Origin of the sequence: Mumia zhuanghuii, from assembly GCF_042681565.1 — a bacterium.
Lineage (GTDB): Bacteria > Actinomycetota > Actinomycetes > Propionibacteriales > Nocardioidaceae > Mumia.
The window spans coordinates 1-22,933 of record NZ_JBHUFT010000008.1; the positions used below are offsets into that span (position 1 = coordinate 1).

Here is a 22,933-nt window from a genome sequence, read left to right on the forward strand (position 1 = left end):
TGGCGTACGCCGTACTAGTACGGCGTACGCCACTTTCGGACGGACCCCTCTTTGCGCCTGCGAGGGCGAGCCGCGCTCGTCAGTCACCGACCGAGTCGCGGCCGCGGCGGACGAGCTTGGGGTCGGCGTACCCGACGATCTCGGGATCTTTGCCCTCGTAGTCGTACTGGCTGAGGAAGAACCGCATCGCGTTGAGGCGTGCCCGCTTCTTGTCGTTGCTCTTGATCGCCGTCCACGGTGAGATGTCGGTGTCCGTGTGGAGCATCATCGCCTCCTTCGCGTCGGTGTAGGCGTCCCACCGGTCGAGGGACTCGATGTCCATCGGCGACAGCTTCCACCGTCGTACCGGGTCGATCTGGCGCACGGCGAACCGTGTGCGCTGCTCGAGCTGGGTCACCGAGAACCACAGCTTCGTGAGGTTCAGCCCGCTGTCGATGAGCATGTCCTCGAACAGCGGCGCCTGGTGCATGAACCGCTCGTACTCGACGTCGGTGCAGAAGCCCATCACGCGCTCGACGCCGGCGCGGTTGTACCAGGACCGGTCGAACAGCACGATCTCCCCGTACGTCGGCAGCCGCCGGACGTAGCGCTGGAAGTACCACTCACCGCGCTCGGTCTCGGTCGGCTTCGTCAGCGCGACAACGCGGGCCGAGCGCGGGTTGAGGTGCTCGGTGAACCGTTTGATCGTCCCGCCCTTGCCGGCGGCGTCGCGTCCCTCGAAGAGGATGACGTACTTGGTGTCGGTGTCCTGCGCCCAGTACTGGAACTTCAGCAGCTCCACCTGGAGGCGGTACTTCTCGCGCTCGTAGCGGTCGCGGTCCATCCGTGTGTCGTACGGGTAGTCGTCGCGCCACGTCTCGATCGGGTTGCCCAAGGGGTCGATGAGATCGGGGTCGGAGCCGTGCTCGTCGTGCCGGACGGTGTAGCCCTCGCGGATCAGCTGTTCGAGGTACTCCCGGAAGTTCTGGGTCACCGGTGCTCCTTTTTCGTTGCCGCACGGGAGCGCTCGCGCTGCTCGCGGACGAGGTCGTCGACCTGGTCGCGGCGCTGCGCCACCTCCGGGTACCGTCTCCCGCGCAGCTTCTCCGGCTGTGCGACGAGCGGCCACAGCAGGCTGCTGCGGAACACGTCGGGACTGTCGATCACGGCGGCGGCGGTGCGCTGGTACGACATGAAGTACGAGTTGCCGACCTCGCCGCCGAAGCTCCAGTTGCCGAGCATCTCGAAGAACGTCGTATGACGGTCGTCCCCGACCTCCTCGAGGTCCTGGCTGCGCAGGCACGGCTGGGAGTCGGTGAGCCGTGGTCCGTCGGGGTGGTCGGCGCCCTCGAGATAGCGCAGCAGCGGCTGCATCCCGCTGCCGGTGAACAGGATCGCGTGGCCGCGCTCGCGCTGGAACTCCAAGAACGCCGCGCGCACGTGGTCGGCGTCCAACGGGCTCGCTCGCTCGGCCATCTGCGCTCCTCTCCGCCGTCCCAGCATCCGTCTCTCTCGGAGTCGGCGCACCTCCGCGGCTCGGCGTCGCTCACAGGGACGGCGGGTGCCAGCCTGGGCTCATGGCGAGGGGTGGAGCCGTCCTGCGGCTCTACATGGTCTTCCCGGACGAGGCCGCACTGCCGAAAATCGGCGTCGCGCTCGGCTCGGCGTACCTCGACGGCCTCGGTCCGGCGAAGCTCCTGGCGCTGGCGAAGACGTAGCCGTCAGGTCACGCGCAGCAGCAGCGCCGTGACGTGGAAGCCCGTGCCGACCGCGGCGATGACCACGTACGGGGTCTCGACCTGGCCGGCGTGCAGGGCGAGGTTGACCGGGTACGTCGAGTGGGTCAGGTTGCCGAACGTCTCCAGCGTCTCCAGGTATGCGGCGGGCCGCAGCCGTCCCGCCCAGTGGTCGAGCAGCGCACGCGAGCCCTGGTGCGTGATCAGCGAGACGTCGGCACCGCTGAGGCCGTGACGGGCGAGCAGCTCGCCGACCAGATCGGGGAGGCCGTCGCGCATGATCGTCTGGTAGACCTCGACGCCGGCGTCGGACTCGAGGAGGTACGTCGGGGCCGGGTTGCCGTCCTTGCCGACCGGGATCCCTGCCCAGTCGACCGCGTGACGGGGACGTACGGCCATGGTCATCGACGTGTACGCCCAGCCGAAGGTCCGTGTGTGGTGGTCCACCAGGCGCAGCGACCCGCCCGCGGAGAGCACCGCCGCCCCTGCGCCGTCACCGATCGCCTGCGCGTGCCCGCGCCGGTAGTCGACGTGGCGGGTCCAGTTGGATCCGGTGACGACGAGCGCACGCGCGCAGCCACCGGCGACGATCGCCTCGTGGCCGTGCACGAGCCCGAGGAGGAAGTTGCTGAAGTCGCTGTTGAGCGGCACAACCAGGCTGTCCTGGCGCATGCCGAGGCGGGCGTGCACCTCGTACAGGGAGTTGGGCGTGAAGTACGTCGGGACCGACGCGTACCCGTAGATCCGGTCGACGTCGGTCGCGTCGATCCCCGCCTCGTCGAGCGCCTGCTGGCAGGCGTCAACCATGAAGCTCTCGATCTCCTCGTCCGCTCCGAGGACCCGGCGCTGACCTGCGCCGGTGAACAGGTCGGCCTCCGCCACGCCTGCTGGTCCTGGCATGCGGTCGAGCGCCGCGTAGACCGGGTCGGTGTCGTCGCGCACCCGCTTCGGAACCGCGTAGCCAGTGCCGGTGATCCCCGGATCGGTCATGAGTCGTCCCCCTGTGGTCACCCCCCACGCCGTCCGCAGGGGTCGTGTGGAGTCACAGTGTGGTGGCCGCCGAGGGTCACCGAGGGGGCACCAGCCTCGCGTCGAGCGTGTGATGTCCGTCTCGTACGTGCGTGGGCGGTGGACTCAGCCGTTGCGCTCGCGGTCGAGCTGCAGGAGGAGGTCGGCGATCCGCTTGCCGCTCGTGCCTCGGTAGCGAGGGTCGAGGTAGTCGTCGAGGAAGGTCCTGAGCCGCTCGTCGGGCTCGCGGCGCTCTTGGATCATGTCGACCAGCTCGTCGAAGCTGTCGGCATGGAGGCCCAGGCGCTGGGTGTAGATCTTGCTCTCCGCGGCCCGCCGGTGCGCGCGGGTGAGTGCCTCGCCGTTGATCCAGTGCGGGAAGATCACCTGCTTGCCGAGGGCCCACGCCTCGTACACCATCGTCCCGAAGTCGGAGACGACGACGTCGGCGTCGACGAGCAGGTCCGTCGTGGGGCGCTTGCTGTTGCCCTTGCCGCGGTTGCGAGGGTGCTCGGAGACCTCGACGTCGAAGTGCTTGCGCAGCGGCTCGAGGTACTCCTCGAACGCCGGATAGCTCGACAGCGTGACCTGCTCGTCGCCCTTTTTCACGAAGTCGTGCGTGGGGGCCCATAGCACCCGAAGGCGCTTGCGGCGGTTGCGACGCAGTCGCGTCCGCAGCTGCGCCTGGCGGGCGAGCAGCAGGTCGAGGCGCGGCCAGCCCACCGAGTGGATGTGATCGCCGTCGATCTCGAGGACCTTCGACTTGGTGACTCGGCGCTGGAGCATGGGGCCGGGGACGAGTACGTCCGTGCGGTGGCCGCGAGTCAGGGCGCGCTCGCCGTCGTCGGACTTGCGCCAGAGGTAGTTCTTGTCCGCGACACCGTGCGACATGACCACGTCGGAGTCGAGGTTGATGAACAGCGAGAAGTTCAGCGCACCCGGGAGGTACTCCCGAGGAGAAGACGTCCACGACCGGCGCGGGAGATGACGGGAGATCGTCCCCCAGATCTGCTCCTGGACCCCGTGATAGACGGTGCCGCTCGTGTCGATCAGGTTGATCACGGACAGGCCTTTCCACTGGACACCCGCGTCAGTATGAGGGATCGCAACCGGAAGCCGTGCGAGAACCCGCCATGTCACCCCCAGGCGCGTTGTTTCGGTCACAGCGCGTGGAACGTACGCCCTGGCAGTCGAGGTAAGCAAGCGCTTAGTATTCCCCTCATGGACTCCTCTCGCCTCGTCTCGCGCCGCGACCTCGACTTCCTGCTCTTCGAGTGGCTGGACGTCGAGGCATTGACGAGTCGGGAGCGCTATGACGACCACGACCGCACGACGTTCGACGGTGTGCTCGATGTGTCCGAGCGCCTCGCGGCCGAGAAGTTCGCGCCGCTGGCCGCAGCCCTCGACGTCGACGAGCCGCGCATCGGCGACGACGGCAAGGTCGTGCTGCTTCCCGAGGTCGCCGAGGCGCTCGCGGCGTACAACGAGGCAGGCCTGCCGGGCATGTCCTTCCCCTCCGAGCACGGCGGGTTCCCGCTGCCGTTCGCCGTCCAGCGCGCGGCGTCGCTCTTCTTCCAGGCCGCGAGCGTCGGCGCGCACGCGTACCCATCGTTGGCTGCCGGCAACGCCCACCTGCTCCTCACCCACGGGACGCCGGAGCAGATCGCGACCTACGCCGAGCCGGTCGTCGAAGGGCGCTGGTACGGGACGATGTGCCTGTCCGAGCCCGAGGCCGGATCGTCGCTCGCCGACCTCACGACCCGTGCCGTACGCCAGGACGACGGGTCGTACCGTGTGTCCGGCACCAAGATGTGGATCTCCGCGGGCGACCACGAGCTCGGCGAGAACATCGTGCACCTCGTCCTCGCCAAGACCCCGGACGCGCCGCCTGGGACCAAGGGCCTGTCCCTCTTCATCGTGCCCAAGCTCCTCCCCGACTCCGACGGCGCGCCGGGGGAGCGCAACGACGTCGCGCTCGTCGGCCTCAACCACAAGATGGGCTTCCGCGGCACGACGAACACGCTGCTCAACTTCGGCGAGGGATTCGCGACGCCGGGCGGCGAGCGAGGAGCGGTCGGGTTCCTCGTGGGCGAGGAGGGGCGTGGCCTCGCGGCCATGTTCACGATGATGAACGAGGCACGCATCGGCGTCGGCGCAGGCGCGGTGGCGCTGGGCTACACCGGCTATCTGCACGCGCTCGACTACGCCAAGACCCGCACCCAGGGGCGTCCGCTCGATGCGAAGGACCCGTCGACGCCGCCGGTCCCGATCATCGAGCACCCCGATGTGCGGCGCATGCTGCTCGCGCAGAAGTCGTACGTCGAGGGCGGGCTCGCGCTCATCCTCTATTGCGCGCGCCTCGTCGACGACCAGGCGACCGCGCCCGAGCCCGACGACAGCGAGCGCGCGGCGCGACTGCTCGACGTGCTCACCCCGATCGCGAAGGCATGGCCGTCACAGTGGTGCCTCGCGGCCAACGACCTGGCGATCCAGGTGCACGGCGGGTACGGCTACACGCGCGACTACCCAGTCGAGCGGCTCTACCGTGACAACCGGCTCAACCCGATCCACGAGGGGACGCAGGGGATCCAGGGGCTCGACCTGCTCGGCCGCAAGATGGTCGCGGGAGGCGGCGCCGGGCTCGTGCTGCTCGCCGAGACGATCACCGAGACCGTCGTCCGTGCGCGCAAGGGCGGGGGCGAGGCGGCCACGTACGCCGCCGCGCTCGAGGCCGCGCTCGCCCGCCTCATCGAGGTCACGGGCCTCGCGTGGTCAGACGGCGATCCCGCCGTCGCGCTGGCCAACGCCACCGCGTACCTCGAGGCGGCGGGCCACGTCGTCGTCGCGTGGCTCTGGCTTGAGCAGCTCCTCGCGGCGGCGGGGCGCGACGGTGCCCCGTACGACGGCAAGCGGCTGGCCGCGCGCTACTTCTTCACGTACGAGCTGCCGACGATCGCGCCGAAGCTCGACCTCGTCGCCGCACGCGACCGGACCACCCTCGACCTGGACGTCACGGCGCTCTGACCCGATAGCGTCGTCGGGTGCGTGTCGACGAGCTCCCCCTCACCCTCGGTCCGTACCCGCGCGGCGCCGCCAACGCGATCACCGACGTCCCCGGCGTCCGGGTCGGGCACGCGACGATCGCAGAGGGCGACCTCCGTACGGGGGTCACCGCCGTCGTCCCCGACACCCTGGGCCCCCGTCGGCGCGCGCTGCCGGCGGGCCTGTTCGTGGGCAACGGCTACGGCAAGCTCATCGGCGCGACACAGGTCGTCGAGCTCGGCGCGATCGAGACGCCGGTCCTGCTGACCAGCACACTGTCGGCGTTCCGGGTCGCGGACGCGCTCGTCGGGCACGTCCTGTCGTGGAGCGGGTACGAGGACGTCACGACGCTCAACCCGATCGTCGGCGAGACGAACGACGGGTTCCTCTCGAACATCCGTGCCCGCAGCGTCACGGCCGACCACGTCGTGCACGCGCTCGTGTCGGCACACAGTGGCGCGGTGGAGGAGGGGTGCGTCGGCGCGGGGACGGGGACGACCGCGCTCGGCTACAAGGGCGGCATCGGCACGTCGTCGCGCCTCGTCGATGTCGGAGCGCACGCCGTGACCGTCGGGGTGCTCGTCCAGTCGAACTTCGGAGGCGTCCTCACCGTCGACGGCGTGCCGATGCCCGCCGAGGAGCTGCTCGGCCACGCAGGCGTCGAGTCGCCGGGCAACTCGTGCATGATCGTCGTCGCTACCGACGCTCCGGCCGACGCGCGTCAGCTCGACCGGGTCTCGCGCCGCGCCGTCTTCGCGATGGGCCGGGTCGGGGCGAGCTTCTCGCACGGCAGCGGCGACTACGCCCTGGCGTTCACGGTGGCCGAGGAGCGGCCGGCGGAGGACGCCCAGCTCGATCCGCTGTTCGGCGCGACCATGGACGCGGTCGAGGAGGCCCTGCTCAACTCGGTGCTGGCGGCCACGACGACGCGTGGGTTCGGCGGTCAGGTGGCGCACGCCGTGCCGGTCGACGGAGTGCGCTCCCGCCTCGGCCCACGATGACGCACTCGGAGCGCCGCCGTCAGAAGACCGGCTTTCCTCCGGTCACGCCGATCACGGTGCCCGTGACGTAGCTGGCATCGCTCGGGGACGCGAGGAACACGAACGCGGGTGCGACCTCGGCCGGCTGCCCGGCCCGTCCGAGCGGCGTGTCCTTGCCGAAGGCCTCGATCTTCTCCTCCGGCTGCGTCGCCGGCTGGAGCGGAGTCCAGATCGGACCCGGCGCGACGGCGTTGACCCGGATGCCCTCGGGTCCGAGCATCGCCGCGAGGTTGGCGGTGACGTTGTTGATCGCGGCCTTCGTCGCGGCGTAGTCGAGCAGCGTCGGCGACGGGTCGTACGCCTGGATCGACGTGCAGTTGACGACGCTCGCCCCTCGCCGCATCAGGGGGACGGCGGCCTGCGTGATCCAGAACAGCGCATAGAGGTTGGTCCGCATCACGCGGTCCAGCCGCTCGGGCGAGATCGAGGCCAGCCCGTCGCCGCGCGCCATCTGATAGCCGGCGTTGTTGACGAGCACGTCGAGGCCGCCGAGCTCGCCGACGACCTGCGACGGCAGCGACTGCGCGGTGTGACGATCGGTGATGTCGCCGGGCAGGAGGGCGACCTTGCGTCCCTCGCGCTCGACCCACGAGGCCGTGTCCTCGGCGTCGTCCTGCTCCTCGGGCAGGTATGAGAGGGCGACGTCCGCCCCTTCTCGGGCGTACGCGATCGCGACCGCGCGCCCGATCCCGGAGTCACCACCCGTGATCAGTGCACGCAGGCCGGCCAGTCGTCCGGACCCGACGTACGACTCCTCGCCGTGGTCGGGGACGGGGGACATGGCCGTGGTCGAGCCTGGTGGCTCCTGTTGCTGGCGGGGGAAGGCGCCGGAGTCGTTGAGGAGAAGCTCGGCGTTGCGGGCGACGTCGGACTCGATGTTGGTCATGCCGTCCCCGTACCCGGTCGGCGGCGGGCCATGCGGGTGTCACATGCAACCAAGCTTGCCGACGGCGCGGGGCCACCTCTCTACGCGCTCACCGTCGCCGACGAATGCCCAGGCGCCGTCGGCGGACAGCCACAGGTGGTCCTCGCCCCGGTGGAATCCTGTGTCGCGGGCGTCAGGAGGGAGCGCGACCGCCGCCTCGTAAGCTCCGGAGAGCAGGGTCGCGACGTGCGGGTCGGGTTCCGGCGCGCGGACGTACTCGGCCTCGTCAATCTCGAGGAACGTCATGTCGTCCCAGGAGCAGTGCGCGGGACCGGCGTACGACTGGACGCGGCGGGTCGAGACCCGTCCGTCTGCGTCGGACCAGATCTCGTACCCCGCCTCCTCGGCGACCTCGTCCGGCAGCTCGGAGTAGTCGCAGCGCGCCCACGACTCCACGTACCAGCCGTCCTGACCGTCGCGCACGATCAGCGCCTGACGCACCCCGCCGTCGTGGGTCAACGTGTACAACGCGCGGCCGTCGTCCTCGCGTACGCGGACGTAGCCCCCGCGCGCACCGAAGACCAGGGCCTCGTCGAAGGCGGTGCGGATCGCCTCCTCGGCGTCGTCGGAGAGGGCGCCGTTGTCGTACGCGCCGGGGTAATTGTTGCCGCCCTCCGCGGGACCGGTGCACTCGACCACATGCCCGGCAGCGCCGCGCTTGCCCGTCGCGCTCAGCGGGCCCTCGTACGTCCCAGGGGCCAGATCCTGCCCGCAGGCGGAGGTGAGGAGCAGCGCGGCGACGGCTGCGAGGCCAGGGGAGCGCGGACGGCGACGACGCAGGGGGTTCCTCACGACGATGAAGTCTCACACGAAGCGACGTCGGTCGGTGCTGATTTGCGGGCGGCGCTCGCAGTGAGTCCCAGCGCGAGAGCCTCAGCGTGAGAGCAGCGTCACCAGTGCGACGACGGTCGGTGCGGCCGCGATCGGGATCCACATCGGGGACCACAGCGAGCGCTTGAGGATGAGCCGCACGCCGACGAACGTGATAGCCGCGATCACACCCGACATGAGCGTGATCGCGATCGCGTCGCCGTGGCGGCCCTGCCCGTCGAGGACGAAGGCCAGGCCGATGCAGCCGAGGACTCCGTGAACGGTGATCGCGAAGAAGCCGATCGCTGCCACGCGGCGCTGGACCTTGCGCAGCGCCGCGAGCTCGGCCTCCCGCTGCTCGCGGGTCTTGCGTGGCGCGGTCGGACGTGGCGGCGTCGGGGTCGTGCTCTCGGTCATGCAGGGCTCCTGGTGGGGACGGGCTCGGTCGCCTTCTGGGCGGCGGAGATCAGTCGGTGGAGGAAGGCGTTCGCCTCGACGAGCTCGTTGGCCGTCATGCCGAGGCGCTCGAGCATCGTGACGGGCACCTTGAGCGCGCGGTCGCGCAGGTCGCGCCCGTCGTCGGTGAGCGAGATCGTCAGCGTGCGCTCGTCGCTGCTCGACCGCTCCCGCGCGATCAGGCCGAGGGCTTCGAGCCGCTTCACCAGCGGGGAGGCGGTGGCGGGCTCGAGGTGCAGGGCGGCGCTGAGGTCCTTGAGCGACTGGCCGTCGGTCTCCCACAGGGCGAGCATCACGAGGTACTGCGGGTGACTCAACCCCAGCGGCTCCAGGACCGGCCGGTACGCGGCGACGACACTGCGGGCGGCGACCGCGAGCGCGAAGCACACCTGGTGCTCGAGGGCGAGCGAGTCGTCGATCTCCATGACATTCAGTGTACGAACGATTAGGGCACTAATTGTTTGGGGGCCTCTGATTCCGCATGAGGGTGCTCCCGCTGGGTATCGGGTGAGTGACTCGTACGTAGGGGGTAGGGACATATGGCCACTCAAGGAACGATGTGGCGAGCGTCCAAGCGCGTTGTCGGAGGGCTCAAGGACCTTCCGCGCAACACCGCATGGCTCGTCTCGAAGGCCGTCAACGTGGACGGCGCCCAGGAGGGCGCGACGCATGCCGCGTCGCAGTCCAAGAACGGTGTCGTCGACCAGGTGCGCCGTGCGACTGCGGTCGTCGCCGACAAGGTCCCGGGGATCGACTCGGTCGAGACACGGCTCACGCGCGCTCACGCTGCGGTCGAGCGGGCACGTGCGGAGGAGCGGGACGCGCTAGCCCATGCGCAGGAGGCCAAGCAGCGTGCGGACGAGGCCAGCGCGGCCGAGAAGGACGGTCGCGAACGCCTCCGCGCCGCGCAGAAGGAGGCGCACGACTATGTCGAGCAGCGCGTGCGGGAGGCACGACGACGTGCCGACGAGCAGGTCGAGGCGGAGCGCCGCGAGGCTGACGGTGAGGCGCAGGCCCGTCTCGAGGACGTCCGCGGCGACGTCGAGCGGGAGGTCGAGAAGCGTCGGGCTGACGCCGACGAGGCTGCCCGCAACGCCCAGCAGCGCATCGACGCCGCGCACGCCGCGATGAGCGAGGCACGCCAGCTCGCCGACGAGGCGACGGAGGCTGCCGACGAGGCGGCCCGGAAGGCGCGCGAAGAGGCCGACCGTCTCGTCGCCAAGGCGGAGGAGCAGGCAGGCGAGGCCGATGCCACTCGCCAGCGCGCCACCGAGGCGCGTGATGCCGTCACGAGGAGCGCGGCGCGGGCGGTCCGTGCCGAGCAGCAGGAACCCGCCACGACGAACCTGTCTCGTCGGACGAAGGCAGAGCTGCTCGACATGGCGGCTTCGCTAGGAGTTTCGGACACCTCCAACAAGAACAAGTCCCAGCTCGTCAACGCCATCCGCCGCTCGTCTCGCAGTCGAGCCTGAACGGAGTGATTCATGTGAAGCTCTTCCACCGCAAGTCGCCATGGCAGCGCGCCGTCGAAAAGGTTCCGGGAGGAAGTGCCCTGCGCGGCGGTGCTCTCACCGCGGCGGGCCTGATCGGTCTTTCGGCCGTCAGCGCCGCCGTGAGCGCGATCCGTGACAAGCAGCGTCCGTCGTGAGGCTGCGGACCCTGGCCGTCTTCGGCATCGGCTACGTCCTCGGGACGCGTGCCGGTCACGAGCGCTACGAGCAGATCGTCGCTGCCGCCAAGCGTGCGGGCAGACGTCTCGAACAGTACGGCGACCCGGATGGCACGGGCGCACGCACGCGATGACGGCGCTCCGACGCTGGCCGACGGCGCCGTCGTCAGGGCTTACGTCGTGGCGCGGCTGCTCGGTGTACGTCTGCTGAAGCTGGAGGCGACGATTCTGCTCGCCCCACCGCCCGGGCCGTCCGCGCTCGAGCAACCGGTGCTCGGCACTGCCCTGCGGGGCGCCACGCCGCTGGCTCCGGTCACGGCGCCGGCGCGCGACGGTGGTCTCCCCGAGGCGCAGCGCCTGCTCGCGGAGGCGCGAGCCGCGCTCGATACCTCACGCTGAGACGTCCTGAGACGGACAGTCTCAGATGAACAGCCGCGAGATCAGCAGCGCCGTCGGCACCGAGACGATCGCCATCACGAGCGTCGGCAGCATGAACGAGTGGTTCAGGACGTACTTGCCGATCTTGGTCGAGCCCGTCTGGTCGATCTCGACCGCCGCGAGCTGCGAGCCGTTTGCCGGGAGGGTCATGACGCCGCCCATGGCCGGGAGGTACGCAGCGAGGGTAGGCGTCGCGATACCGAGGCTGATGCCGAGCGGGATCATCGTGTTGACCGCTGCGGACTGGCTCGTGGTCGCGGCCGCGACCAGGAACAGGCCGATCGCGAGGAACCACGGTGCTTCCTTCGCGATGTCGGTGAGACCGCCGATCACGGTCTCCTCGTTGCCGGCGATGAACGTGTTCGCGAGCCAGGCGATGCCGAGCAGGGCGATGATCGCGGTGAGGCCCGACTTCGTGAGCGGGGCGTCGAGCACCGCGCCCGGCTTGACCTTGCCGACGTACATCACGGCCAGAGCGACGACCAGCATCACCATGATGAGCAGCGTCGTCAGCGACAGCGTCTCGGTCTTGCCGTCCACCTCGTACGTCGGCAACAGCTCGTCGAAGGCGCCGAGGATGACGACCACGAGGACGCCGGCGAAGAAGACACCTGCAGCGCGCTTCGCCGTGACCGGGACGTGGGCGCCCTTGACCTCGCCGGTGTCGGCGGCGGGCGGATGGATCAGGCCTGCGGCGAGACGTCGCTGGAACTCGGGGTCGTCCTTCAGGTCGTGTCCGACGCGGCTCTGGATCACCGCCGCGACGATGGTGCCGAGCAGGACCGCCGGGAACGTGATGACGAGGATCTCGCCGAGGCTGAGCGCATCGTCCTGGCCCCCGGTGAGGCCCACGAACGCGGCCATCGCCGCCGCGACCGGGCTCGCCGCGAGCGCGAAGCCCGAGACCGCCACCGACGTCGCGAGCGGACGCTCCGGGCGGATGCCGCGCTCGTACGCGACCTCGTAGATGACCGGAAGCAACGGGAAGATGATGTTGCCGGTGCCTGCTCCGGCGCAGAACGCGAAGGTGATCAGCGGTGCCAGGTAGTTCACGAGCTTCGGCCGTGCGCGGATGACCTTCTCCGCGAGGAACACCAGGTAGTCGATGCCGCCCGCCGCCTGCATCGCCGACGCCGCCGTGATCACGGCGATGATCACCATGATCGCGTCACTCGGGATGCTGCCTGGCGGCGCCCCGAAGATGAAGACGAGGATCAGGACGCCGACGGCGCCCCAGAGACCGAGACCGACGCCGCCGATCTTGACGCCCATGTAGATGGCGCCGACGACGACAAGGGCCTGCAGGATCAGCAGGAAGGTGTCCACGCGCGTACCTCTCGGTAGCCCGGCAAACCGGGGGATGGGGGAAGGAAGTGCTACTCGGCGAGCGCCTGGATGAGGAGTGCCTGAGCGAGTGCCATGTTCTCGATCTCGGAAGGGTCGACGGATTCGTTCGGGCCGTGGATGTTGGCCTTCGCCGCGTCCTCGGCGCCGACGAGGACGAAGTCGGCGGAGGGCGCGGCGTCACGCAGCGTGTCGAGCAGCGGGATCGACCCGCCCGAGCCGACCGTCTCCACCTGCTTGCCGTACGCGGTGGCGAGCGCGTCGCGCATCAGGCCGAAGGCCCTCCCGTCCGTCTCCTGCGAGAACGGCGGGCTGACCTTGTCCTCGTGAACGTCGATCTGGACGTGCCACGGGGCGACGGAGCGGAGGTGGTTCATCAGCTTCTCGACCGCGTCGCGCGGATTCTGTCCGGGCGGGATCCGCATCGCGACGACCGCGCGCGCCGTTGGCTGGAGCACGTTCGACGCCTCGGCCACCGGGGTGGCGTCCATGCCGAGCACGCTGATCGACGGCTTCGACCACAGCCGCGAGGCGATCGAGCCCGTGCCGACGAGGTCCACGCCGTCGAGGACGCCGGCGTTGGCGCGCAGCATCTCCTCGGAGTAGTCGGGGCCTTCCCATTCACCGGACGCGATGCCCTCCACGAGGCAGTTGCCGTCGTCGTCGATGAGCGTCGACAGCAACTTGATGAGTGCCATCTGGGCATCGGGCGCCGCGCCGCCGAACAGCCCGGAGTGGACCGGTTGCGCGAGCGTACGGACCTCGACGACCGCTTTCACGTGGCCGCGCAGCCCGATGCTGAGCACCGGCTCGCCGACCGTCAGGTTGCCCATGTCGGCGACGACCATGACGTCGGCCTGGACACGGTCCGGGTTCGCTTCGACCCACGACTCGAGGTGGCTGATCGTCTCCTCCTCGCCCTCGATGACGATCTTGACGCCGACTGGAGGCTTGCCGTCGAACGCCGCAAGCGTCGCCAGGTGGATCGCGATGCCGGACTTGTCATCGGCGGCGCCGCGGCCGAAGAGCCGGCCGTCCTTCCACGTCGGGGTGAACGGCTCGGTGTCCCAGCCCTGCTCCTTCGGTGCGGGCTGCACGTCGTAGTGCGCATAGAGCAGCACCGTCGGCTTGCCGTCGGGCGCCGGGATCTCTGCCGTGACGGCGGGATAGCCGTCAGGGATCTCGGTGATCTCGGCAGTGACCCCGTACCGGCCGAACGCGTCGACGACATACTGGGACATGGCATGCACAGGCTCGGACGGGAAGCCCGGGAATGCGCAGGATGGGAGGGCGACCATGGCCTCGAGATCGTCGCGGATCTGCGGCATCAATCCTGAGACCTTGGGACGCAGCGTCGAATCATCCATGCGCCGAAACTAGTGCCGCACCGCCAGGTCGGCGCGTCGAGCACGAGGCGCGCGTGAAAGTCAGCTGCGCTCGGGCTCGGGCGTGCAGAGCATGAGGAACTCCTCGCCGTCGCGCGCCGTGATCTCGTCGGCGCTCAGCCACCCCGCGTCCGGGACGTACGTGGCGCCGTCGTCGGCGTGCGCGCCTCCCTCCGCCGCGACCTCGCCGAGCGGCACTGTCGCATGGCCGACCCAGCCCTCGCCCGGACCCACGTCGACCGATAGCTCGTCGAACTCGCGCCAGTCGAACCCGGCGGGGAGCGGCTCGGTGACCGTGAACCCCTCTGGTGCGGTGCCGACCGTGAGCTGCTCCACGGTATGAGGCTGCACCGACTCGGCGACCGTACGGACGATCACGCCGTCGTCGGACGTGAACATCAGGCGGATGCGGGTGACGCCCTCGCAGGGGGGACCGGTCAGGACCTCCAGCGCGCTCGCTGGTGCTCGCAGCGCAGCGACCTTCGGCAGCTCCGGCAGCGGGGCGCCCGCCGGGTCGCACGCGGTGAGTCCGCCGAGGACCGGGGCGAGCGCGGCCGCCACGATCGCTCGACGTGCGAGGCGTCCGTGCATCAGTGGTAGCCGCCGTCGCCCAGGCCGGCGTCCTCCTCGAACGGGTGAGGTTTGTCCTCGAGCGGGCTCCAGTCCCGCACCCACTCGACGAGTCCTTCGCCGAGGTAGCGGTCGAGGAACGGCAGGTGGCCCATCTCGGCCCACTGCTGCGAGTGGCGTTCCTCGTGATGGAGGAGGCGGTCGAGGTCGAGCTGCCCCTCGAACGGCCCGTCGTCGTTCTCGCCCCAGCTGTGGCCCGAAACGATGATCTTGCGCAGCTGCTCGGCGGCGTCATCGCCCTCGGGCGAGTCGATGTTGAACATGAACGTGTCCCCCCAGGCCGTACCGCCCGAAAAGCTGAAGGCGTCCTGGAGCCAGTTGCCGCCCAGACCCATCAGCATCCCGTTGGGTGTCGTCGCCAAGCGGCCGCCGTTGCCGTTCACGAACTCGACGTCGTCGTCGTACGACCACGAGTTGGCTTTCTGACGGTCGATGATGCGCTGGATCTCGGCGGACGAGAACGGCGTGGGAGGGAAGTCGTGGGGGACCCCCGGCTCCAGGCCGTAGTTGCTGCCGGCATTGAGGATGTAGGTCATGAGCACCGCGGCCCGCGCCTGATCGGCGGTGATCGTGGTCGGCAGGAGGAAGTAGGACTGGTCGCCGTCGCGCACCTCCTCCAGACCGTCGAGCACCGTGAAGTCCTCCGGGTCGATGTCGTGCGTCCGGGCGACATCGACCATCGTGCTCGGCGAGACCCCGCGGCGTGCCGCGTTCTCGAGCCAACGGCGGTAGAGACCGCCGGGCTCGGGGCCGACGAGCAGGCCTTCGGAGCGCAGCCTGTACTCGATGACGTCGGCGGCGCGCGAGGGGTGCTTGCGCGCGTACTCGTCGAGCTGCTCGGGTGTGAGGAACGCGAGGTTGTAGGGGTAGGGCAGCGGTGGTGTCCCGGCGAGATCGTCGTCCACGTCGCCGAGCCGGGCCGGCGGCGTGGTGGTCCGTGACTTCTTGAGCGTGTTGCCGGCAGTGCGGGCGGCGGCCTCGTACTCATCGTGGAGCAGCCTCGCCCGACGGCGACAGTCGGCGAGCCGACCGTCGGCGCCGTTCTTCGCCTTCTGCGCATCGCTGCGCGAGCGCGCGTCGTCGCGCTCGGCGCGGCGGTCCGCCTCTTCGGTCGGTGGGGCCTCCCACGAGGGGCGGGGCTGCGGCAGCCCGTCGAGGGTGCCCTGCGCGGCAGCGCTGTCGGCCTCGGCTTGCGCGGCCTCCTTCTCGAGGCCACGCGCGCGGCGTTGGAACTCCTCGAGGTCGCCGGCCCAGCCGCTGAGCGTGGTCGCGGCCGCGTCGAGGGCGCCGGAGGCATCGACGACGGGTGGCCGCAGGTCGGTGTCGAGCAGGGTGCGGAACTCGGTCGCAGTCGTGCCGCGCCACTCACCCTCGGCTGCGCCCCAGAGCTGGTCGGCGGCCGACGAGAGACTGCCGGCTGCCTGCTTGAGGGTGGCCGCCGTGGCCTCGACCGCGTCGGCGTCGCCCGGGGTCGGATCGAAGCCGAGCGCGGGATAGGACGCCTCCGTGGGTGCGACCATGTCGTCAGTTCCCGCCGGGACGGGAGCTTTTGGCCCGTTCGAGGTCGGCGGCGAGGTCAGCGTCGGTGTCGTCGATGGTCTGCTCCACGTCCTGGAGCGCGGTCACGAGCGACGAGGCGAGCGTCCCGAACTCTGTCACCGCCTGCGCCCAGTCGGTGGCGAAGGTCGCGATCTGCCGGTCGAGGTAGGGCGTCCCGTGGCCGGTGGCGTCGATGCCGCGCAGCCCCTTGGCGGGTGGCTCGAGCAGGGCGGCGACCCCACGCAGACGCGTACGGACCTCCTGCAGCGCGTCGCCGTCGACCACCAGATCTGACACGCGACGACCGTAGCAGCGGCGGGGATCAGCGGCCGAGCAATGCGCGTGCCTCGAGCAGCGAGGGTCCGTACCAGGTGAGAAGCCGCCCGGAGACCAGTGCCGTGCGCACCTTCGTGAACGACTCGGGACCGTCCTCGGCCGTGAACACGTACGGCTCGTCCGGGAGCAGGACCAGGTCGAGGTCGGCGCGGTCGAGGTCGGCGAGAGCGACGTGCGGGTAGCGGTCGTCGGCATCGGCGTACGCGTGCTCCCACCCGACCCGCGACACGAGGTCGCCGGTGAAGGTGTCGCGCCCCACGACCATCCACGGGTCGCGCCAGATCGCGACCGCGACCCGGCCTCGTACGGACTGCGCAGGCTCGGCCCACAGGCGCTCGGCCTCTGCGAGCCACCCGGGGACGTCGCGTCCGAGTGCCTCGGAGAAGAGCCGGCGCATCGAGGCGAACGCGCCGTCGACGGTCTCGATCCGGGTCACCCAGACCGGGAGACCGGCCTCGCGGAGCCGTCGGACGTCGAGCTCGCGGTTCTCCTCCTGGTTGGCGACGACGAGATCGGGCGCGAGGTCGAGGATCGCCCGTATGTCGGGATTCTTGGTCCCGCGTACGCGAGCGACGTCGAGATCGGCCGGGTGCGTGCACCAGTCGGTCGCACCCACGAGCAGACCTGCGTCAACCGACGCGATCGCCTCCGTGAGCGACGGCACCAGCGACACCACCCGGCGGACCGGCCGGGTGGCGACGACCGAGACTCCGAGGTCGTCGCGCACGCCGGCGACCGGTGTCTCAGTCTTGACGTCGGCCACTGTCGGGGTCGCGGTGACGCGGGTCGTCCTCGACGTCGGTAGGGGATACGTCGTCGCGGCGCACGTCGTCGCGGCGCACATCCTCGCGGCGCACATCCTCGCGGCGCACGTCGTCGGTACGGTCGCCGGCGGGGCGCCCCTCAGGGTCAAGACGGTCGGCCTTCGCGAGCTGCTCGTCGACCTCGGAGCGGGTGCGCTGCGCGTGCTCCTGGTGCTCGCGCGCCTCACGCTCGCGCTGCTCGGCCGCCACCCGCGCCTCCTCTGCATCTGCACGGGCACGCGCCGCCTCGGCCTCGCGCTGACTGGCCTCCAGGCGCGTCTCCTGGGCCTGCTCGCGGAGCGCGTTCGCCTCCTCGCGCCGGCGAGCGACCTTGCGCTCCCGGTCCTTGCGCGTGGCAGCGATGATCGCGAGCGCGATCACCACCACGACGACGACGGCGATGATGACCCACACCCACCACGGGATGTCGTTCATGTCGAGACTCCTCGCATGCGTGGCCGCTCGGGGGTGCGGCCATTCGTACCAGGGGCAGTACCCACTTCGCTCGGGCCCATGCGAGCAGGTCACGCTCAGACGTTGCGCCTGTACTGGCCCCCGACCTCGAAGAACGCTTCGGTCACCTGCTCCAACGAGCACACCCGCGCGGCGTCCATCAGCACCGCGAACGCGTTGTCGTCAGAGGCGGCCGCGGCCTTCAGCCGAGCCAGCGCCGCCTGCGCCTCCTCCCGGTGCGCCTCCTGGAACGCGTGGACCCGGGCGAGCTGGGACCTCTTCTCGTCCTCGGTCGCGCGCGCCAGCTCGACAGGCCCGTGCTCCTCCTCGGCCCGCGGGTTTCGGAAGGTGTTGACACCGATGATCGGGAGCCTCCCGTCGTGCTTGAGGTGCTCGTACAGCATCGACTCGTCCTGGATCCTGCCGCGCTGGTAGCCCGTCTCCATCGCCCCGAGGACGCCCCCGCGCTCGGTGATCTTGTCGAACTCGGCGAGCACGGCCGCCTCGACGAGGTCGGTCAGCTCGTCGATGAGGTACGACCCCTGCTGCGGGTTCTCGTTCTTGGCGAGGCCCCACTCCTTGTTGATGATCATCTGGATCGCCAGCGCACGGCGTACGGACTCCTCGGTCGGGGTCGTCACGGCCTCGTCGTACGCGTTGGTGTGCAGGCTGTTGGCGTTGTCGTAGATCGCGATCAGCGCCTGGAGCGTCGTGCGGATGTCGTTGAAGCTCATCTCCTGCGCGTGCAGCGAGCGGCCGGAGGTCTGGACGTGATACTTCAGCTTCTGCGAGCGCGCGTTCGCGCCGTACCGCTCGCGCATGGCGACCGCCCAGATGCGGCGGGCGACACGGCCGATCACGGAGTACTCAGGGTCCATGCCGTTGGAGAAGAAGAACGACAGGTTGGGGGCGAAGTCGTCGATGTCCATGCCGCGCGCGAGGTAGGACTCGACGTACGTGAAGCCGTTGGCGAGCGTGAACGCGAGCTGGCTCAGCGGGTTGGCCCCGGCCTCGGCGATGTGGTATCCGGAGATCGACACCGAGTAGAAGTTGCGCACCTCGTTCTGGATGAACCACTCCTGCACGTCGGCCATCATCCGCAGGCTGAACTCGGTCGAGAACAGGCAGGTGTTCTGGCCCTGGTCCTCTTTGAGGATGTCGGCCTGCACCGTCCCGCGGACCGTGCGCAGTGCCTCCTCGGGAGAGACCCCGCGCTCGCGCGCCTGGTCGATCACGGTGTTGAGGAAGAACGCGAGCACGGTCGGCGCCGGGCCGTTGATCGTCATCGAGACACTGGTCGTCGGCGCGAGCAGGTCGAACCCGTCGTACAGCGCCTTCATGTCGTCCAGAGTCGCGACCGAGACGCCGGAGGTGCCGACCTTGCCGTAGATGTCGGGGCGCTCGTCGGGGTCGCGACCGTACAGCGTGACCGAGTCGAACGCCGTCGACAGCCGCGTGGCCTCACCGTCGGCGGAGAGCAGCTTGAAGCGCCGGTTCGTACGGAAGGGGTCGCCCTCCCCGGCGAACATCCGTGCGGGGTCCTCGCCCTCGCGCTTGAACGGGAAGACACCGGCGGTGTACGGGAAGTGACCGGGGAGGTTCTCGCGACGCCAGTAGCGCACGAGGTCGCCGTGGTCGGTCGTACGGGGGAGCGCGACGCGGGGGACCGAGATGCCCGACAGCGACTCGCGGGTGTGCTCGGCGTACGACGCGACGACCTCGGGCCACCCGAGGATCCGCTCCCGGACGTCATCCGGGACGTGGCCCTGGACCCTCGCAGCGTATGACGCCACGGTGTCGTCGTCGGGGAGGGCGTGGGCGACGTCGGCGGCGGACTGCGCCTGCCGGGCGGCGCCGGCGATCTGCTCGGTCGCGGCGTGGTAGTCGCGGACCGTGTCGGCGATCTCGGACAGGTAGCGCACGCGCGCGGCCGGCACGACCTGCGCGAACCGCGTCGAGTGCCGCACGTCCACACGGGCCAGCGCGCCGTCTTCGAGCGCGAGACCGTGCTTGCCCAGCAGCCGCGCCAGCTCCTGGTAGAGCGCGGTGACGCCGTCGTCGTTGAACGTCGCCGCCGACGTGCCGAACACGGGCATGTCCTCGGGCCGGGCGCCGAACGCCTCGCGGTTGCGGACCAGCTGTCGGCCGACGTCGCGCAACGCGTCGGCGGCTCCGCGGCGCTCGAACTTGTTGATCGCGACGACGTCGGCGAGATCGAGCATGTCGATCTTCTCCAGCTGCGAGGCGGCACCGAACTCGGGCGTCATCACGTAGAGCGACGCGTCGACGTACGGGACGACCGCGGCGTCGCCCTGGCCGATGCCGGGGGTCTCGAGCACGACGAGGTCGTAGCCGGCTGCCTTTACGACGGCGAGGACGTCGCTCAGCGTCTCGGGAAGCTCGTGGGCGCCACGGGTCGCGAGCGAGCGGAAGAACGTGTGGACGCCGTCGAGGGCGTTCATGCGGATCCGGTCGCCGAGCAGCGCTCCGCCGCCGCGACGGCGCGTCGGGTCGACCGCGAGGACGGCGATGCGCAGCTTGTCCTGCTGGTCGGTGCGCAGGCGTCGTACGAGCTCGTCGGTCAGCGACGACTTGCCCGAGCCGCCGGTGCCGGTGATGCCGAGGACGGGGGCGGGCGACACGTCGGCCGCCGCGCGTACGGCCTCGCCGAGCGCGCCGTCGAGGCGGCCCTGCTCGGCGCCGGTGATCGCGCGGGCGAGCGCGACCCGGTCACCGGCGAGCACGGCGTCGGCGTCGGGCTGGTGCAGTGCCCACAGGTCGGCGCGGCAGGCCTCGACGACCTCGGAGATCATCCCCGGCAGGCCGAGGCGTTGACCGTCCTCGGGCGAGTAGATGAGCACGCCGCTCTCGCGCAGCCGGGCGATCTCGGCGGGCACGATCACTCCACCGCCGCCGCCGAAGACCTTCACGTGCCCGGCGCCGCGCTCGGCGAGCAGCTGGACGAGGTACTCGAAGTACTCGACGTGACCGCCCTGGTACGAGGACACGGCGACACCGTGCGCGTCCTCCTCGATCGCCGCGTCGACGACCTCCGAGACGGAGCGGTTGTGCCCGAGGTGGATCACCTCGCACCCCTGCGACTGCAGGATCCTCCGCATGATGTTGATGGAGGCGTCGTGGCCGTCGAAGAGGCTCGAGGCAGTGACGACGCGTACGCGGAGTGCATCCTCTGAATCCATAGGATCTAAAATAGTCGGACGTCCAAGTATTGTCGAGAGTCGGTTAGGGTGAGCGCCATGCCAGCCCAGGCAACAACTCAGCCTCGCCTGCCGTTCGACCCCATCGAGCGTGCCGGGGCGTTGTGGACCGAGCACTTCGGCGACGCGACCGCGATGCGGTTGGCGACCTCGATCATGCGGGTCCAGCAGCTCCTCCTCGCCGAGCTCGACGCGGCGTTGAAGCCGTACGACATCACCTTCGCCCGCTACGAGGCGCTCGTGCTGCTCACGTTCAGCCGTGAGGGCTATCTCCCGCTCAGCAAGATCGGCGAGCGCCTGATGGTCCACCCGACCTCCGTCACCAACGCGATCGACCGCCTCGAGGCACAGGGGCTGGTCCGCCGTGAGCCCGATCCCGACGACCGGCGACGCACCCGCGCGCGAATCACCGACGAGGGTCGCGCCCTCGTCGGTGAGGCGACCAAGGCGCTCACGTCTATCGAGTTCGCGATCACCGGACTGTCGCCTGCGGAGCAGGACCAGGCCTTCGACCTGCTGCGACGTCTCCGCGCCTCCGCGGGCGACTTTCCCGAGCGTCCAGAACCCTCGACATCAAGTTGACGGTCGGCCTCGCGAGCCACTAGGTTCTCGGCGTCCACGGGTGGTCGGCGCGGCCCGCCCGGAGTGGATTCTCAGGGGGACGGAGGCGGTCGGTGGGTCCCGTGCGAACCAACGCACCTCTCACGCTCCTCGAGATCCTGGCGTTCGCCGGCGCCGTGGTCGGACCCGCATGGGGGCTGGCCGTTCTCATCTCCTCGCTCTACGTCGCGGGCACGTCGTTCGTGGTGCTGCTGGTCCCGCTGGCTTTCCACCCGGCGCCGCTCCTGGTGGGGGTCGTGTCCCTCTCGGGCGTGGCGTTGCTCGTCACCCGCGTGCAGGGTCGGTGGACCCGGGCCGAGATCGCGCTCGTGAGCTGCGGGGTCGTCGCGGTCGCCCTGTGGCTGGCCCCTGTCCTGCTGATGGGTGACGCCGCGGCGGGGACGGTGATCGGGCTGGTGCTCGTCGTCCTCGCGGTCGCGTTCGGCCCGCTGCCGGTGTGCTTCTGGTCAGCGATGCGCACGGCGGGTTCCATGCGTGTCTGCGCCACCGACCCGGCGTCGCCGTCGTGGCTGCGCGAGGGCTGGGCGTGGTGCCTCGCGCGATACGAGGCGGTGCGTTCGCGCAAGGAGCCCACGCCGGACGCCGCAGACGTGCCAGTGTCGAGGACGAAGGCACAACGAACGGAGCAGGGATGACGACGCCGTACACCATGACGCGTGTCGGGGACGCCTACCTCGTTTCGACAGCGCACGTGAACTGGGTGCTCGTCGAGGACGGGCACGATCTGACGCTCATCGACGGCGGCTACCCGGCGAACGTTGCCGACGTCGAACGCTCCGTCCGCGAGATCGGGCACCAGATGAGCGACGTGCGCGGCGCGCTCCTCACCCACGCCCACGTCGATCACCTCGGCGCGCTCGCGCGTCTCGCGCCGACCTACGACATCGACGTCTGGACGGGGCCGGTCGAGGTGCCGCACGCCCACCGCGACTACCTCCAGCAGCTCGGCCCCGCCCGCATCCCGCTGCTGCTGTGGCGTCACGGCGCCCTCGCCTGGCTCTCCGACATCATGCGGCTCGACGGGACCGACCGTGAAGGCATCCCGCAGGCACGTGCGTACCCCCAGACCGGCCTCGACCTGCCGGGTGCTCCCGTCCCCGTCCCGACGCCGGGGCACACCGACGGCCACACCGCGTTCCACCTGCCGGGGTCGGGCGTGCTCGTCAGCGGCGACGCGCTCATCACCGGTCACGCGGTCTCGAGCCTGCACGGCCCTCAGCTGATCCCGCGCGGCTTCTCGCACGACCGGCGCGCCACCGTGGACTCCCTCGAGGAGATCGCCGAGGTGGACGCCGGCACGCTGTTCCCCGGCCACGGCCCGGCGTGGTCGGGATCGATGCGTGAGGCCGCCGAGCGGGCGCGCGCGACGGCGAGCATCGCCCGCCCATAGGGCCTCCTGGCCCTCCGGCGGTTCGACAGGCTCGTCCGCCGCGTGCTAGGAATGGGTAGTACGACTTCGAGTGGTCAAACAGTGTGCCACGACTCGCCATCGAACGATGGA

The 22,933-nt window shown here is 70.2% G+C and carries 26 protein-coding genes; 10 read left to right on the top strand and 16 right to left on the bottom strand.

The features are described from left to right. Positions 1 to 79: 79 nt before the first annotated feature. A complete protein-coding gene (gene ppk2 / locus ACFSDF_RS08260; RefSeq protein WP_377157056.1) occupies positions 80 to 973 on the bottom strand; it encodes a polyphosphate kinase 2 in 894 nt (297 codons plus the stop codon). Then, the gene (locus tag ACFSDF_RS08265; protein WP_377157058.1) at positions 970 to 1,455 is read right to left on the bottom strand and encodes an alanine--tRNA ligase-related protein; all 486 of its coding nucleotides are present in this window, start codon (positions 1,453 to 1,455) and stop codon (positions 970 to 972) included. The genes ppk2 and ACFSDF_RS08265 overlap by 4 nt, the downstream gene beginning before the upstream one ends. A 101-nt stretch (positions 1,456 to 1,556) precedes the next feature. Between ACFSDF_RS08265 and ACFSDF_RS08270 the strand changes: the two genes are divergently transcribed. After that, on the top strand, positions 1,557 to 1,697 hold the full coding sequence (locus ACFSDF_RS08270) for a hypothetical protein (protein WP_167001505.1): 141 nt from the start codon (positions 1,557 to 1,559) through the stop codon (positions 1,695 to 1,697). Positions 1,698 to 1,700: 3 nt separating this feature from the next. On the opposite strand, the gene ACFSDF_RS08275 is transcribed toward ACFSDF_RS08270, so the two are convergent. After that, positions 1,701 to 2,705, bottom strand: a complete 1,005-nt coding sequence (locus tag ACFSDF_RS08275; protein ID WP_167001506.1) for a beta-ketoacyl-[acyl-carrier-protein] synthase family protein — start codon at positions 2,703 to 2,705, stop codon at positions 1,701 to 1,703. A gap of 144 nt (positions 2,706 to 2,849) precedes the next feature. Continuing rightward, a complete protein-coding gene (locus tag ACFSDF_RS08280; protein WP_167001507.1) occupies positions 2,850 to 3,785 on the bottom strand; it encodes a CDP-glycerol glycerophosphotransferase family protein in 936 nt (311 codons plus the stop codon). A 159-nt stretch (positions 3,786 to 3,944) separates the two neighbouring features. Between ACFSDF_RS08280 and ACFSDF_RS08285 the strand changes: the two genes are divergently transcribed. Then, entirely contained in the window at positions 3,945 to 5,747 is a 1,803-nt protein-coding gene (locus tag ACFSDF_RS08285) for an acyl-CoA dehydrogenase (RefSeq protein ID WP_377157060.1), read from the top strand. Between the two features lie 17 nt (positions 5,748 to 5,764). Beyond that, positions 5,765 to 6,766: a P1 family peptidase gene (locus tag ACFSDF_RS08290; protein ID WP_167001509.1), complete on the top strand. Its 1,002-nt coding sequence runs from the start codon at positions 5,765 to 5,767 to the stop codon at positions 6,764 to 6,766. Positions 6,767 to 6,785: 19 nt separating this feature from the next. On the opposite strand, the gene ACFSDF_RS08295 is transcribed toward ACFSDF_RS08290, so the two are convergent. The 4 genes from ACFSDF_RS08295 to ACFSDF_RS08310 form a co-directional block, all read right to left on the bottom strand. Further along, on the bottom strand, positions 6,786 to 7,691 hold the full coding sequence (locus ACFSDF_RS08295; protein ID WP_167001510.1) for an SDR family oxidoreductase: 906 nt from the start codon (positions 7,689 to 7,691) through the stop codon (positions 6,786 to 6,788). A 39-nt stretch (positions 7,692 to 7,730) separates the two neighbouring features. Next, positions 7,731 to 8,522 carry a hypothetical protein gene (locus ACFSDF_RS08300; RefSeq protein ID WP_377157063.1) on the bottom strand — a complete coding sequence of 264 codons (792 nt, stop codon included), beginning with the start codon at positions 8,520 to 8,522 and terminating at the stop codon, positions 7,731 to 7,733. 81 nt (positions 8,523 to 8,603) lie between these two features. After that, entirely contained in the window at positions 8,604 to 8,957 is a 354-nt protein-coding gene (locus ACFSDF_RS08305; RefSeq protein WP_167001512.1) for a hypothetical protein, read from the bottom strand. After that, a complete protein-coding gene (locus ACFSDF_RS08310) occupies positions 8,954 to 9,421 on the bottom strand; it encodes a MarR family winged helix-turn-helix transcriptional regulator (RefSeq protein WP_167249039.1) in 468 nt (155 codons plus the stop codon). The genes ACFSDF_RS08305 and ACFSDF_RS08310 overlap by 4 nt, the downstream gene beginning before the upstream one ends. A 132-nt stretch (positions 9,422 to 9,553) precedes the next feature. On the opposite strand from ACFSDF_RS08310, the gene ACFSDF_RS08315 reads away from it, so the two are divergent. The 4 genes from ACFSDF_RS08315 to ACFSDF_RS08330 are packed head-to-tail and all read left to right on the top strand — an operon-like array spanning position 9,554 to position 11,064. Beyond that, entirely contained in the window at positions 9,554 to 10,468 is a 915-nt protein-coding gene (locus ACFSDF_RS08315) for a coiled-coil domain-containing protein (protein ID WP_167249037.1), read from the top strand. Between the two features lie 14 nt (positions 10,469 to 10,482). After that, positions 10,483 to 10,644, top strand: coding sequence for a hypothetical protein (locus tag ACFSDF_RS08320; protein ID WP_182397137.1), 162 nt, complete (start codon positions 10,483 to 10,485; stop codon positions 10,642 to 10,644). Next, positions 10,641 to 10,799 (top strand): hypothetical protein, encoded by a 159-nt coding sequence (locus ACFSDF_RS08325; RefSeq protein ID WP_167249035.1) that lies wholly within the window; start codon positions 10,641 to 10,643, stop codon positions 10,797 to 10,799. Before ACFSDF_RS08320 ends, ACFSDF_RS08325 begins: the two co-directional genes overlap by 4 nt. Next, complete coding sequence (locus ACFSDF_RS08330; protein WP_167249033.1) at positions 10,774 to 11,064, top strand: hypothetical protein; 291 nt, start codon at positions 10,774 to 10,776, stop codon at positions 11,062 to 11,064. Before ACFSDF_RS08325 ends, ACFSDF_RS08330 begins: the two co-directional genes overlap by 26 nt. 21 nt (positions 11,065 to 11,085) lie before the next feature. On the opposite strand, the gene ACFSDF_RS08335 is transcribed toward ACFSDF_RS08330, so the two are convergent. The 8 genes from ACFSDF_RS08335 to icmF form a co-directional block, all read right to left on the bottom strand. Continuing rightward, on the bottom strand, positions 11,086 to 12,429 hold the full coding sequence (locus ACFSDF_RS08335; RefSeq protein ID WP_167001518.1) for an anaerobic C4-dicarboxylate transporter family protein: 1,344 nt from the start codon (positions 12,427 to 12,429) through the stop codon (positions 11,086 to 11,088). Between the two features lie 50 nt (positions 12,430 to 12,479). Continuing rightward, a complete protein-coding gene (locus ACFSDF_RS08340) occupies positions 12,480 to 13,814 on the bottom strand; it encodes a M20/M25/M40 family metallo-hydrolase (RefSeq protein ID WP_167249031.1) in 1,335 nt (444 codons plus the stop codon). A gap of 60 nt (positions 13,815 to 13,874) precedes the next feature. Further along, positions 13,875 to 14,423, bottom strand: a complete 549-nt coding sequence (locus ACFSDF_RS08345) for a hypothetical protein (RefSeq protein ID WP_167249030.1) — start codon at positions 14,421 to 14,423, stop codon at positions 13,875 to 13,877. Then, positions 14,423 to 15,982 carry a WXG100 family type VII secretion target gene (locus tag ACFSDF_RS08350; protein ID WP_377157068.1) on the bottom strand — a complete coding sequence of 520 codons (1,560 nt, stop codon included), beginning with the start codon at positions 15,980 to 15,982 and terminating at the stop codon, positions 14,423 to 14,425. Before ACFSDF_RS08350 ends, ACFSDF_RS08345 begins: the two co-directional genes overlap by 1 nt. A gap of 4 nt (positions 15,983 to 15,986) precedes the next feature. Continuing rightward, the gene (locus ACFSDF_RS08355) at positions 15,987 to 16,298 is read right to left on the bottom strand and encodes a hypothetical protein (RefSeq protein WP_167001521.1); all 312 of its coding nucleotides are present in this window, start codon (positions 16,296 to 16,298) and stop codon (positions 15,987 to 15,989) included. A 25-nt stretch (positions 16,299 to 16,323) separates the two neighbouring features. Then, positions 16,324 to 17,064 (bottom strand): helical backbone metal receptor, encoded by a 741-nt coding sequence (locus tag ACFSDF_RS08360; RefSeq protein ID WP_377159035.1) that lies wholly within the window; start codon positions 17,062 to 17,064, stop codon positions 16,324 to 16,326. A 16-nt stretch (positions 17,065 to 17,080) separates the two neighbouring features. Next, complete coding sequence (locus ACFSDF_RS08365) at positions 17,081 to 17,575, bottom strand: hypothetical protein (protein ID WP_377157070.1); 495 nt, start codon at positions 17,573 to 17,575, stop codon at positions 17,081 to 17,083. Between the two features lie 95 nt (positions 17,576 to 17,670). Further along, complete coding sequence (gene icmF, locus ACFSDF_RS08370; protein WP_167001523.1) at positions 17,671 to 20,793, bottom strand: fused isobutyryl-CoA mutase/GTPase IcmF; 3,123 nt, start codon at positions 20,791 to 20,793, stop codon at positions 17,671 to 17,673. Between the two features lie 57 nt (positions 20,794 to 20,850). On the opposite strand from icmF, the gene ACFSDF_RS08375 reads away from it, so the two are divergent. The 3 genes from ACFSDF_RS08375 to ACFSDF_RS08385 all read left to right on the top strand — a co-directional run bounded on the left by ACFSDF_RS08375 (position 20,851) and on the right by ACFSDF_RS08385 (position 22,822). Further along, on the top strand, positions 20,851 to 21,393 hold the full coding sequence (locus ACFSDF_RS08375; RefSeq protein WP_167001524.1) for a MarR family winged helix-turn-helix transcriptional regulator: 543 nt from the start codon (positions 20,851 to 20,853) through the stop codon (positions 21,391 to 21,393). Positions 21,394 to 21,485: 92 nt separating this feature from the next. Beyond that, positions 21,486 to 22,067 (top strand): hypothetical protein, encoded by a 582-nt coding sequence (locus ACFSDF_RS08380; protein WP_167001525.1) that lies wholly within the window; start codon positions 21,486 to 21,488, stop codon positions 22,065 to 22,067. Next, complete coding sequence (locus ACFSDF_RS08385; RefSeq protein ID WP_167001526.1) at positions 22,064 to 22,822, top strand: MBL fold metallo-hydrolase; 759 nt, start codon at positions 22,064 to 22,066, stop codon at positions 22,820 to 22,822. Before ACFSDF_RS08380 ends, ACFSDF_RS08385 begins: the two co-directional genes overlap by 4 nt. Positions 22,823 to 22,933: the final 111 nt, after the last annotated feature.

Coding starts and splice junctions, on each gene's coding strand:
- ACFSDF_RS08330 (WP_167249033.1), top strand. CDS start 10,774: ATGGCACGGGCGCACGCACGCGATGACGGCGCTCCGACGCTGGCCGAC.
- ACFSDF_RS08295 (WP_167001510.1), bottom strand. CDS start 7,691: ATGACCAACATCGAGTCCGACGTCGCCCGCAACGCCGAGCTTCTCCTC.
- ACFSDF_RS08265 (WP_377157058.1), bottom strand. CDS start 1,455: ATGGCCGAGCGAGCGAGCCCGTTGGACGCCGACCACGTGCGCGCGGCG.
- ACFSDF_RS08275 (WP_167001506.1), bottom strand. CDS start 2,705: ATGACCGATCCGGGGATCACCGGCACTGGCTACGCGGTTCCGAAGCGG.
- ACFSDF_RS08385 (WP_167001526.1), top strand. CDS start 22,064: ATGACGACGCCGTACACCATGACGCGTGTCGGGGACGCCTACCTCGTT.
- ACFSDF_RS08305 (WP_167001512.1), bottom strand. CDS start 8,957: ATGACCGAGAGCACGACCCCGACGCCGCCACGTCCGACCGCGCCACGC.
- ACFSDF_RS08375 (WP_167001524.1), top strand. CDS start 20,851: ATGCCAGCCCAGGCAACAACTCAGCCTCGCCTGCCGTTCGACCCCATC.
- ACFSDF_RS08310 (WP_167249039.1), bottom strand. CDS start 9,421: ATGGAGATCGACGACTCGCTCGCCCTCGAGCACCAGGTGTGCTTCGCG.
- ACFSDF_RS08365 (WP_377157070.1), bottom strand. CDS start 17,575: ATGAACGACATCCCGTGGTGGGTGTGGGTCATCATCGCCGTCGTCGTC.
- ACFSDF_RS08315 (WP_167249037.1), top strand. CDS start 9,554: ATGTGGCGAGCGTCCAAGCGCGTTGTCGGAGGGCTCAAGGACCTTCCG.
- icmF (WP_167001523.1), bottom strand. CDS start 20,793: ATGGATTCAGAGGATGCACTCCGCGTACGCGTCGTCACTGCCTCGAGC.
- ACFSDF_RS08270 (WP_167001505.1), top strand. CDS start 1,557: ATGGCGAGGGGTGGAGCCGTCCTGCGGCTCTACATGGTCTTCCCGGAC.
- ACFSDF_RS08350 (WP_377157068.1), bottom strand. CDS start 15,982: ATGGTCGCACCCACGGAGGCGTCCTATCCCGCGCTCGGCTTCGATCCG.
- ACFSDF_RS08340 (WP_167249031.1), bottom strand. CDS start 13,814: ATGGATGATTCGACGCTGCGTCCCAAGGTCTCAGGATTGATGCCGCAG.
- ACFSDF_RS08345 (WP_167249030.1), bottom strand. CDS start 14,423: ATGCACGGACGCCTCGCACGTCGAGCGATCGTGGCGGCCGCGCTCGCC.
- ACFSDF_RS08285 (WP_377157060.1), top strand. CDS start 3,945: ATGGACTCCTCTCGCCTCGTCTCGCGCCGCGACCTCGACTTCCTGCTC.